The 12,155-nt window shown below is 63.3% G+C and carries 6 protein-coding genes; all 6 read right to left on the reverse strand.

The annotated features are described in order from the left end of the window. Nucleotides 1-531 precede the first annotated feature (531 nt). The 6 genes from C725_RS09385 to C725_RS09410 all read right to left on the reverse strand — a co-directional run bounded on the left by C725_RS09385 (nucleotide 532) and on the right by C725_RS09410 (nucleotide 12,077). Nucleotides 532-3,786, reverse strand: coding sequence for an autotransporter outer membrane beta-barrel domain-containing protein (locus C725_RS09385; protein WP_008602328.1), 3,255 nt, complete (start codon nucleotides 3,784-3,786; stop codon nucleotides 532-534). Between the two features lie 127 nt (nucleotides 3,787-3,913). Further along, nucleotides 3,914-6,262: a TonB-dependent receptor gene (locus C725_RS09390; protein ID WP_008602330.1), complete on the reverse strand. Its 2,349-nt coding sequence runs from the start codon at nucleotides 6,260-6,262 to the stop codon at nucleotides 3,914-3,916. A 1-nt stretch (nucleotide 6,263) separates the two neighbouring features. Then, a complete protein-coding gene (locus C725_RS09395; RefSeq protein ID WP_008602332.1) occupies nucleotides 6,264-7,193 on the reverse strand; it encodes a FecR family protein in 930 nt (309 codons plus the stop codon). A 36-nt stretch (nucleotides 7,194-7,229) separates the two neighbouring features. Continuing rightward, nucleotides 7,230-7,742 carry an RNA polymerase sigma factor gene (locus C725_RS09400; protein ID WP_038282747.1) on the reverse strand — a complete coding sequence of 171 codons (513 nt, stop codon included), beginning with the start codon at nucleotides 7,740-7,742 and terminating at the stop codon, nucleotides 7,230-7,232. 256 nt (nucleotides 7,743-7,998) lie between these two features. Next, nucleotides 7,999-10,230, reverse strand: a complete 2,232-nt coding sequence (gene katG, locus C725_RS09405; RefSeq protein WP_008602337.1) for a catalase/peroxidase HPI — start codon at nucleotides 10,228-10,230, stop codon at nucleotides 7,999-8,001. Between the two features lie 191 nt (nucleotides 10,231-10,421). Next, nucleotides 10,422-12,077, reverse strand: a complete 1,656-nt coding sequence (locus tag C725_RS09410) for an amidohydrolase family protein (RefSeq protein WP_149864629.1) — start codon at nucleotides 12,075-12,077, stop codon at nucleotides 10,422-10,424. Between the last annotated feature and the right edge of the window lie 78 nt (nucleotides 12,078-12,155).

Raw genomic sequence — 12,155 nt, forward strand, 5'->3', positions numbered from 1 at the left:
CCCCACCGAAAACCGGTGAAACCCGAACCAAACATCCGTTCAAGGAGCCGTTCAATTCCTGCACATTACAAATGGTGTGTAAGGACAGGTGAACGACTTAACATTACCACGGTACACGGCACCTTGAGCTGCCGGACCGCAGGCCGCCGCCCACATGTCCCTTCTTCATCTACGACAATGAGAAAGAGCGATAACGTCCCCACCCGAACCATAAGGCCGGATATCCGGTCAAACAACTGATGGGGTCTGGCGAAGCGGCGTCCGCTCCGTCAGCGTTGAGCGGCTTATATGGCCACCATCACAAAACCGTCAACACCTATCTGAACAAAAATGTTACAGCGAAGCACGAAAGCTTCGGACTCTCCTTTATGTTCCGAGCCTTACCGGCCGCCGCTTTCCATTGAAATGGTGGCCGCCGGCAGCGTTTCAAGGCCAGTCCCGACCGTGGGCTTGCGGAGTCGAGGGAGGAAAATGGCGGATTCGCCCGGAGAGGGGGGGACAGGAACGAATCCGCCATCCGAATGGACCTGGTTAGAAGCCCATTCGTAACGAAAGCCGGCCCGCGACGGCGTACCGTCCCTGCTGCTCCTCGGCATTCACCTCACCGCCGAGCGTGAAGACGTCGTTGCCGCCCAGCGCCCTGAGGCCGAACACCCAGCCGTCGGTACGTTCATCGGCGATCAGGGTGAAATCCTCCCCGTTCGTGAAGCGCGCGGTCGTGGCGCCGAGCGAACCGGACAGGATTTCCCGTCTGCCGCCCTCCGCCTCGACGCGCCCCCAGCCAGCCATTCGATTCTCTCCCCCGAAGGTGAGCGCCGCAACCAGACGTCCGGTTGCCGCCAGTTCATCGCTGGTGCGCGAATCGACGTCCAGGTTGAAGGCATCGCCGCCGCCCGTGTCGGTGTATCCGTCTTCCTTCAGGCGGTAATAGTCGAGCGTTCCGATGGGCCGCAGCCGCAAACGGCCGAGCGACACTTCGTAGCTGGCCCCGCCCGATGCGGAATAGAGCCACGCGTCCCGTTCGCCATTCGCGATGCGCGTCACCTCCTCGCCGTCGAAAATTCCGGAGAAGCGCCGCTCGCTGTCATAGGTGATGTAGCCAAGCGAGGCGCGTGCGTAGCCAAGGAAACCGTCCCATGTCCCGCGCCAGTGCACCGCGCCCTCATACTGATCGGCGATGACCTCGTTCGCCGTGCCGTCATCGTCGATCTCGCTGCTGAGATAGGCGATGGAAAGTCCGATGCTGCCGGCCGTTTCGGTATTCAGCTCCGCCCCGCCGCTGGCGCCCCAGCCGCTGATGTCATAGGCTGCCGTGTCGGCGAAATCCGAGGAGGTGCCCCATGCGCCCTGTTGCAGCCAATAGCCCCAGCGACCCCGATCAACATAGGGAGCATCGGGGTCGGTCAGGATCCGGGCCATCTGGCGAGAGGCCAGGCTGACCGCCTCGAACGAACCGCCGGCATGATCGGGCAGCATCTGCCGCAGCGTCTCACGAAAGGCCTCGCCGTCCGTGATGTTGAGGAAAGCGCCGGCAACATCCGCATCATTGTCGAGCGCCTCGAACACCGCATCATAGGCCCGCGTCTGTGATCCGTTGAGGCCGAGCGCCTCAGCGGTCTTTCGGGCGAGGCTTAGGCTCACCTCCCCAGCCTCTTCATCCACGGAGATACGACTGTTGAACAGGAAGGGAAGGTTGCCTGCGCTCCCCTCCAACGTGTCGGCGCCGACAAGCGAATCGGCACGCACCACGACGAATTCGCCTTCTGACGAGGCCGCCTGCGTCAACCGGACCGACAGTGCGGCCCCCTCCTCGAACGTCGCGGTGCCTGCCACGTCGTACAGCGTGTTGCTTTCCGCCTCCGGATCGACCGTGACGCCAATCGTGCCCTCGGCCCCGACGTTCAAGGATGCAAGAGACACCGCGCCCGAATTCGTCAGTTCCAGCGTTCCGCCGGCCACGTCGACGGCCAGGCTGCCATCATGGGTGATCGCGCCGCGAAAGATCGACTCCCCGCTCAGCGACAGGGTGGACGCGCCCGTGCCGAAATTCACATCGCCGGCGAACTGCGACGCGCCTGTCATTGCCAGCGCATCGTCGCCAGCACCGAAATCCGTACTGCCGCGAAGCAACGCGTCGCCGCCAAGAGATATGCGATCGTCACCTTCTGCCAGAACGACGTCGCCCGAAACGGTGCCACCCAGCACCTCCAGCAGATCGGCACCGCCACCCAGGCGGATGTCGCCCTGAATCGTTCGATCCGGGCCACCCTCCTCCGCCGCGCTCTGCCGAATGATCGCACCGCCAGCGTTCGCGCTGAGATCAATGGCGATGTTGCGACCATCCTCACCCCCGCGAGCCGTGATCGTGCGATCGTTGACAACGAGGCCCACGGTGCCGGACCGATCGACGATCGCATAAGCGGTCCCCTCTTCTGCCGTCACGGCCTCGATTGCGCCGCTGTTACGAATCTCGCTCAGGGACGCACCGCTTTCGATAGCGACCGCTTCGGCGGCCGTACCCTCCGCATTGCCACCGCCTGCGCGAATGCTGCCGGAATTGACGAGTTCAGGCGTGCTCGCTCCCTCGGCCAGGCGAAGAGCTACGGCGTTGCCGCCATCCGACGTCGCGGAAACGGTGCCGGAGATTCCTATGCCGCCGGCGACATCGACGGCACCGCCCTGCCCGCCGAGAACCAGGGCTGCGGCGTCCACATCCTCATAGACGCCGACGCCGCGGATACGGCCGCGGACGGAGAGGCCATGCCCGCTTTCGTCACCGCTCACTGCGCCGATCTGGATATCATCGCTAGATCCCACAGAAACGGCGGGGGCTTCACCATAGGCGATGATATCCGCGTCGCCCTCCGCATTGTCGGGAACGCCGTCATCATCCTCGTCGTTCTCGTCCTCGTCCTCGTCCTCGTTCTCGTCCTCGTCCTCTTCCTCGTCATTATCGGCCGGAGCGATGTCGAACAGAATGCCGCCATCGACATTGCCCGTGATCCGAATCGCGCTGCCCCCCTGAAGAAGATCATCCTCGTCCAGGTCTTCCGTATCGGACGGGGCCGTTGTCGAGCGGTAGCCGGTGACGGCGACGCTGTTCTGAAATATCAGCGCTCCGCCAATATCACCGTCCACGGCGACACCGACCACATTCTCCCCGCGTGCGGTCACGCTGCCGCTGACGGTCATGTCGCCGCTGACATTCTGCGTACGAATCCCGTAACTGTCGTCGCCGACGACTTCGATGCTCCCGCTGTGGACGAGATCCCCATTCAGGTCGCTGTCGAGGGCGATACCGGCCGAGCGATTGCCGGCAATCTCCACCGCACCGCCGTTTACGATCGAACCTGTATAAGCGCCGCCCTCGCCCAGACGAATGCCGAACCGACGTTCGCCCTCGGCGAACGGGCCGTCGATATCGCCATCGTCATCCTCGTCCTCGGGTTCGTAATCTTCATCCAGCGTGATCGTGCCGTCGTTCGTAATCGTCCCGCTGCGACCTGCTTCGACGAGGATTCCGGTCGCGTCGTCTGCGTCGCTGATCCCGATTTCACCCTCGTTCGTGACGTCGTTGTCGCTGTCGACGGTCACGGCGACGCCGCCCTCCGGCATGATCGAGCCCTCTTCGTCGATTAGAATGTCGTCGGCGGTGCCACCGTTCGCCGTGGATGTCCGAACTGGCGTGGTTGTTTCCTCATCGATCACCGTCTGCGCAAATCCGGAAGCCGGCATGGCAGCGGCAAGGATGGGGGTCAGGCAGGTGCAGCAAAGCAGTTTCCGCATACGAAAAACACGTCCCTTTATATGTGACCGGACGCCGCGATCCGCGCGCCCTTTGCACCGGAGACGAAGCCGCATTCGCGAACCCGCATCTGAGATCGCTATTCTGTCTGGCGGAGGTTGGCGGCGCCTAAAATTCCGCGTCGAAGCCGATGCGGATCGTGCGGGGGCGAAGCGGAGTGATTTGCGGGCGGGCGCCCAGCGTGAACGGCGTGCCGACGGAAAAGCGGTTTCCAGCCACGTCGAACAGATTGAAGACGGTCAGTGAGACGCCCCGCCCTCCCCGTCCGATCCGCATGTCCAGGTCGACTTCCGCATAATCGCCTTGCGGGGCATCGAAAAGCGGCCGCACGCCCAGGCGGGATGTGCCGACATAGCGGCCCTGCGCGCCGGTCTCGAACTGCCAGCCGCCATTGAACGAAGCGCGGTAACGCGCACTCCCCTGAACGCCGAAGCCAGGAACATTCGGAAGATCGTTTTGCGCCGCAACCGCCTTCGCAAAGACGAAATCCTGTACGGGTTCCGTTACCTTGCTGTCGTTCACGAACAGGCTCCCGCCCAGCGTCAGCCCGTCTACGGGGCGCCAGTTCGCCTTCAGGTCGAAACTTTCGATACGGCCGTCGCCGATATTCGCGGTCGCCGGAAACCCGTTCATGTCGACGATGTCCGCCTGAATATCGTTCCAGTCGGTATGGGCTATGGTGGCGGCAAGATCGAACGCCTGCCTGCGCAGCCGCAATCCCGCCTCTATCGTTTCCACCCGGTCGTTGCGGAAGCGCTGGACGAACGCGTCCCGAACGGCCAATCCGCCGGGGCGGAACCCCTGCTGATACCGAACGAAAAACTCCATGCCATCGCTGGCGCGGTAGAGAGCGGAGAGTGAGGGCAGAAACGCCGTTTCCCCGCGGCTCGCCGAGGTCGACAGGCTCGAAAGCTGCGCCGGGACATCGACGCCCCCGCCCGACAACCACGTATAGCTTACCCGCCCGCCCGCGGTCACGACGATCCGTTTCGCAAGTTCAAAGGACGCTTCACCGAAGAGGGTCGCTTCGTCGACCTTGCTGTCGAGGCCGGTGGAGGCGACCATCGTACGAGCTGGCCCGAAGTCCCGCTCTGTGCTGACCTCGTTATGCAGCAGACTTGCGCCTACGAGCAACCCATAGCCCTGCGCCAAATCCCGCGCGATGCGGTTTTCCGTCGACACCAGCAGCACTTCACTGTTCTGGGAAAAGGCGGTTGGCGTTCCGTCCAGGGGCGTGGCATCGAACGTTTCATCCCGGTCCTGGCGCACGACGCCCGTGGAGGATACGAAACGGATATCGTCCCACTCGCCCGACAGTTTCAGATCCGCGAGCAGGAAGTCGCTGGAATAGCCTTGCGCAATGGCGCTGGCTCGCGTCAGCGGCGGCGCGTCCCGATCCGCAAACTGACTGTCCCTGGCATCGACGGTCTGCACGGCCGCGCCGATATCGAGCGTCCAGTTTTCCGCCGGCAGGATACGGAGCGCCGCCCGCCCGCCATAGGTTGTGACGCGATTGACATCGTCCAGTCCTCGCAGCGTGTCGTCAATATAGCCTCCATCGACGCCGCCATAGCCAACGACGCGAAGGCCCGCCTGGCTTTCCACCAGCGGCACGTCGAGCATACCGGAAAAATCTGCACTGGGATCGCCATGGGCCGTGACGGCTCCACCGGCCGAAACTGAGCCGGACAGCCGGTCCAGCTCTGGCGCGTTCGGCACCGCGCGCAGCACGCCGCCGAGCGAACCGGCGCCGTAAAGCGTGCCCTGCGGGCCCTCCAATACCTCCACGCGCCCCACATCATATAACCGCAAATCGGGGTCGGGCGCGTTATAGTTCAGCCTGGTATCACCCAGATACTGCCCCACGGTGGCCTGCGTGGGCCCCAGAAAGCTGGAGTCGGCGATACCGCGGATGAAAAGCTTATTGCGTCCCGGGCCGCCATGCGTGGAATTCAATGTGGCGAGGCGACGAACGATGTCTGCCGTTCCAAGAGCGGGCAAGGTCACGCCCGTCCCGTTCGCATCCAGCACGGTCACCGATCCCGCAAAGTCCGTCAGGGTCAGGTCCCGCTTCGACGCGGTGACCACGATCGGCTGCGGAGGGGGCGGTCGCCGCGGCGTCAATGACCGGGCGGCGACCTTTCGCGGCCGCGTCTGCGCCGGTGCCGAAACGATACGCCAAGCGCCGTCTCCGACGGGAACGGCCCGTACCGGGAGACCCGACAGCAGCGCCGAGAACGCCTCATTCGCGTTCATGCGGCCGCGAAGCGGCGGCGTCTGCAACCGCGTCAGGGCAGAGCTTTCGACGCCCACGCTGAGGCCGATCTGCTGCGACAACGCACGTACGGCCGCGCCGAGATCTCCAGCCGGAAGGTCAATCGTCCTTTCGGCAGCTGCGGCGGACCCGGTGCTCGCCAGCATGGTCGCGCACGCAAGCGCTGCTAGCCGCCTTCGCACATCAATCCTTCATTATCGTCCAGACACCGTCCGCTTGCTGCGCTTCGCCCCCGACCAACCGTCCGACCACCGGCAACAGAATTTGCGGCTCGGCGCCCAACTGGATCGTACCGGTGAAGCGGCTATCGGCTGCATTCGCCGCTACCTCAATATCGACACCCAGATTGCGCGCCAAGTCACTCGCGACGAAGCGCAGCGGCGTATCGGCATAAACCAGACGCCCCTGCCGCCAACTTGCAACGTCACCTGGCACGATCGGTCGCCGGATGGCGGTACCGCCGGCAATGTGAACGGCTTCGCCTGCCGTCAGCGCGATCGCTTCGCTTTGCGGTTCCACCACCACTTCCCCTTCCGATACGGCAACATCCAGGTCGCCGTCCGATGCGATGACGTTGAACGCAGTTCCGGCATCCACGAGCTGCCGCCCGGCGGCCTCGACGATAAAGGGATTTTCTTCGTTGTGAACAACAGCGAACAGGGCTTCGCCATGATCCAACCGCGCAAAGCGCCCATCCCGGTCATAGTAAAGCCGAGTTCCGCCGTTCAGCGCGATGGAGCTGCCGTCAGAAAGCACCACCGAACGGTGCTCGCCCGCGGCAACGGTCACCATTTCCAGCGCAGCTTGTCCCGGCATCAGTGCATAGCTGCCGATGACCGCCGCCACCGCCGCAGCCGCCGACCAGCCAAGGACAGCGCGGCGTACAGGGCTTGGCGCAGCGCTGTCGTCGTTCGCCGGCACTTCGTCAGACCGCGACTTAAGGATGTTTCCGACATCCTGATCGGCTGCAGCCACCTCATCATAAATGCCCGCGTGAATTGGGCTGGCCTCCAGCCAGGACGTAAAGCCGTCCCAGTCGCGAAAGTCAGGGTCGCGCAGGCGGATGACCCAGTCGATCGCCTCCGTTTCTGCCCGCAGGCGTTCGGATGTCATATGCATCTCCATATCGGGAAGACGGACTGGCCACCCTCAATCCGCATCGGATCGCCTCCGCAGGTCGATCATTGCGCGATAGGCCTTCTGAAGATGCTTCTCCACGGCGCTCAGACTGATCCCCTCGGTTTCGGCAATCAGCCGCTGCGCATGGCCCTGCAATCGATATCGCAGGAAGATTCGCGCTGTCCGCTCGCCCAAGGCATCCAGTTCGCGCTCCGCTTCGCCAAGCGCCTCGCGGGACAAGAGGACCTCCTCGCTGGTCGCCTCCGCGGCCCGTTCGGGATCGTTCTCCCCATCCGGCCGCGCCCATTCGCGTTCGCGTCCCCGCCTCTGCCGCTCCGAACGGGCGCGGTCCAGCATCAGGTTGTTAGCCGCCCGAAACAGATAGGATCGCGGATCCGCAACCGGTCCGCCGACGCGGCCCCGCAGGCGAACCCACAATTCCTGCAGGATGTCTTCAGCATCATCGCCCGCGCCGCGCGCGGACAGAAAACGCAGCAACGCGGGCCGCTCCGCAATGAACACGGCTTCCAGCCCGCTACTCATCAAGCGCGGCTTTCCTGCGCAGGGGCGCCTTCCCCCATGGACAACTTGTCAGGATCGCCACTCGGCACCCCCAGACCGCAATGGGCAGCGGGCGGTAGGCCCGACGACATCAGCAGGGCTCTTCACGGCGTTGAAACCAGCCGTCAAGCGCCTCTGCATCCCTGCAAGGACAAGATGAGCAGGACGTCTCCGTATGAGAGCCGGGCAGAGGTCTCGCCAGCTTACGGCGAGCCTCTGCCCGGCACCCGGCTACCGATCAGGCATATTCCAGATCGAAGCGATCCGCGTTCATGACCTTCGTCCAGGCAGCGACAAAGTCCTTCACGAACTTCTCCTTCGCATCCTCGGACGCATAGACCTCCGCAATCGCCCGAAGCTGGGAATTGGAGCCGAATACCAGGTCCGTACGCGACGCAGTCCACAGTTCCTCATCGGTTTCCCGGTCCGTTCCCGTGAACTCTTCATCTCCCCTTTCGTCGACCACTTTCCAGGCGGTCTTCATATCGAGGAGGTTGACGAAGAAATCGTTCGTGAGCTGGCCCGGTCGGTCGGTGAAGACGCCGTGCCGGCTCTCTCCATGGTTCGCATCGAGCACGCGGAGGCCGCCGACCAGCACCGTCATTTCCGGCGCGCTGAGGTTCATGAGCTGGGCGCGGTCGACCAGCAGTTCCTCGGTCGGCACGCTCATCCGGGTGGACAGATAATTGCGGAACCCGTCCGCCTGCGGCTCCATCGGCTCGAAATTGCCGGGATCGGTCTGTTCCTGCGTGGCATCGACACGCCCGGGGGAAAATGGCACCTCGATCTCGTGACCGGCATCTCGGGCGGCCTTTTCCACCGCCGCGGTTCCGCCCAGCACGATCAGGTCGGCCATGCTCACCGCCTTCCCGCCGGATGCGCCGTTGTCGAAGTCCGACTTGATCGCTTCCAGCTTCGCCAGAACCTTGGACAGTTCCGCCGGCTCGTTGACGGCCCAATCTTTTTGCGGCGCCAGTCTCAGCCGGGCGCCGTTGGCGCCGCCCCGATGATCGGAAGCCCGGTAGGTCGATGCGGACGCCCAGGCTGTCTTGATCAACTGGGAGATGCTGAGCCCGCTGTTCAGCAGCGTATCTTTCAGGGCAGAGACATCGCTGGCATTGATCGCCGCGTAATCCGCCTCCGGCAGCGGGTCCTGCCAGATCAAATCCTCCTTGGGCACGTCCGGGCCGAGATAACGAACCTTCGGACCCATGTCGCGGTGACACAGCTTGAACCATGCGCGCGCGAATGCGTCCGCGAAGCGATCCGGGTCGTCGCTAAACGCCTGCATGATCTTTCGATATTCCGGGTCGACCTTCATCGCCATATCGGCCGTCGTCATCATCGTGGGCACTCTGACGTCCGGCGAATGCGCCTTGGGAGCCTGGGTATCCTCCGGATTGCCGACAGGCTGCCATTGCTGGGCCCCCGCCGGGCTGCGGACGAGTTCGTATTCATGGTCCAGCAGCATATCGAAATAGCCCATGTCCCAGGTCGTGGGCGCCGGCGTCCAGGCCCCTTCGAGACCGCTGGTGATCGTGTGATCACCCACGCCGCTCTCGTGACCTGACTGCCAACCGAGACCCATCTGCGCGATGTCCGCGCCTTCCGGTTCAGCGCCGACCTTGTTGGCGTCGCCCGCCCCGTGACACTTGCCGAAGGTGTGACCGCCGGCCGTCAGTGCGACGGTTTCCTCGTCGTTCATGCCCATTCGCGCAAAGGTTTCACGAATGTCACGGCCGGACTGCATCGGGTCCGGATTGCCGCCGGGTCCCTCCGGATTGACGTAGATCAGACCCATCTGGATCGCCGCGAGCGGGTTCTCCAGAACCATTTCCCTCTCCGGCTGGATGCGGGTCTGGCTTTCTTCATGGCCGACCCATTCTTCCTCCGTTCCCCAATAAACGTCCTTTTCGGGTTCGAAGATGTCCCGCCGTCCGCCGCCGAAACCGAAGACGGGACCGCCCATGGATTCAATGGCGACATTGCCGGTCAGGATCAAAAGGTCTGCCCAGCTCAGCTTGCGGCCATATTTCTGCTTGATCGGCCACAGCAGACGCCGCGCCTTGTCGAGGTTCGCATTGTCCGGCCAGCTGTTCAGCGGCGCGAAGCGCTGGTTTCCGGACGAGGCGCCGCCGCGGCCATCCCCGGTGCGATATGTTCCGGCGCTGTGCCACGCCATGCGGATGAAAAACGGCCCGTAATGGCCGTAATCGGCCGGCCACCAGGGCTGGCTGTCCGTCATCAGGGCATGGAGGTCGCGCTTCACCGCCTCATAGTCGAGAGATTTGAAGGCCTCGACGTAGTCGAAGTCCTCACCCATCGGATCGGGCGAAACGCCGCCCTGGTGAAGAATGTCGAGAGAAAGCTGATTGGGCCACCAGTCTCGGTTGGTGCGGCCAAGCAGAGAGCGAGCCTCCTTGCTGCTCATCGGGCATCCGCTCATGTCGCCCTGCGTCTCCATATTCATGTCGAAGCCTCCCTTATGGATGTCTAATGACAGGAAAGTACGGGAAGCAGGCGAAAAGCAGAAACGACAAACCTCAATCAATGAGAACGATTACACCGATTGATCGCCGGTCGGCCGATTGGAAGGGGACTGAGCGCGCCTGCCGCAGCTGTGACGCTGATCCAGGCGCGCTCAGAGGCTGCCGCCCCTCGCTATCGCGTGCGGTCGACGGTCACGATGGGCATGACGCCCTCCGCCATGCCGCGCTCCGCCTTCGCATCCGCAACCATCTGGCGAATTTCCGCTCGCAGGGCCTTGGCGTCGTAAACGATGCCGTCCTTGACCGTATAGTCGATGCCGCCGACGCGTTCCGTTTCGCCCGTCTCGTCATTCAGGACCAGGGTCCCCGTTCCGAACAGACGCTTCATATTTTGAAGCGGGTTGCCGTCGACAATCGCAAGATCGGCCTTGCGTCCGACGCGGATCGTGCCGACCTCATCGTCGTGGCCGAGGACCTTCGCTCCGACCTGCGTGGCCGCATGCATGACCTCTAACGGAGTGAAGCCCGCTTCGCGAAGCAGCTCCATCTCCTGCACATATCCGAAGCCGTACAGATTATAGATGTAACCGGAATCGCTGCCGACCGACACCAGTCCGCCCCGGTTCTTGTATTCGTTCACGAACTGCATCCACAGCCGGTAGTTTTCCTTCCAGTCCATCTCGTCCTCCGTGGTCCAGTCAAACCAGTAGGATCCGTGATGGACGCGGCTGGGGCGGTAATAGTCCCACAGCGCAGGAAGCGTGTAATCCTCGTGCCACTGCGCGCGGCTCATGCGCATGAAATCGCGCCCGGTCAGATAGGCTGTGAAGGTGGGGTCCAGAACGAACTCACGTTCCAGCAAGGTATCCATCACCTCGTTCCACTTGTCCGAACCCGGCGGCGCGGCCTGTTTCCAAAGACGGCCGGCTTCCGCAAAGCGGGCCTGCTCGTTCTCGTTCACATAATCGTTCGGCCAACGCTGGAGCTGCTTGTCCACGAACATAGCCTCGGGAAGGCCGTACCAGTGCTCCATCGATTCCAGGCCGATTGCGGATGTGTCCAGGACGTCGGCATAGGCGACGCTGGGCTGCGCATGATGCATGGTGGTGTGAAGGCCGATCTTGTTGGCCTCGTCGATCGCCGCCTTCAGAACGTCCTCGGGTCCGCCGATGAACTTAATGCCGTCCGCCCCGCGCTGCTTCGCCTCGCGTATCGCCGCGCGGGCATCCTCCACGGTGTTCGGCATGGCGCCGCGGATATCCTGAAAGAAGGGATAGACGTCGAAACGCGGCGCCACGATCTCATTGGCGGCACTGCGGCGCTTGACGTCGAGCGACCATTCCATCGGCCGGTTCGAACCGACCTCCCGAACCGACGTGACGCCGTTCGCCATCCACAGCTTCAGGATATATTCCGACGGCACGCCCTGGGGATCGTTCAGCGAGTGCAGATGAACGTGCGCGTCAACGAAGCCGGGCAGAACATATTTTCCCGTCAGGTCAATCTCATAATCGCCAGGCTCCGCTCGCAGCGTTTCGTCGACCGCCATCGGTGCGCCGATGCTGCGAATTTCGGCGATCCGGTCTCCTGAAATGACGATATCAACCGGTCCCTGCGCCGGCGCGCCTGTTCCGTCGATCATCGTGGCATTGCGAAGGATCAGCCGGTTGTACGGCCCGCCACCCTGGGTACGGTTCGGCACCCTGTCGGCCACCGCGCCATTTTCCTGGGCATGAAGCCCCTGAGCGGGATCGAGGGTGAGCACCGCGAGCGCGGCGCCTGCGAGGAAGATAGCGCGCGGGAAGCGCGAGAAGAGACGGCTCATCATGTGCATTGCAAACACCTGCTCCGAATAGAAATCTGGCTTTGGATAGCCGGACGGCCCGGATGGACCGCCCGGCACCGG

It is taken from the genome of Pacificimonas flava (assembly GCF_000342165.1).
Lineage (GTDB): Bacteria > Pseudomonadota > Alphaproteobacteria > Sphingomonadales > Sphingomonadaceae > Pacificimonas > Pacificimonas flava.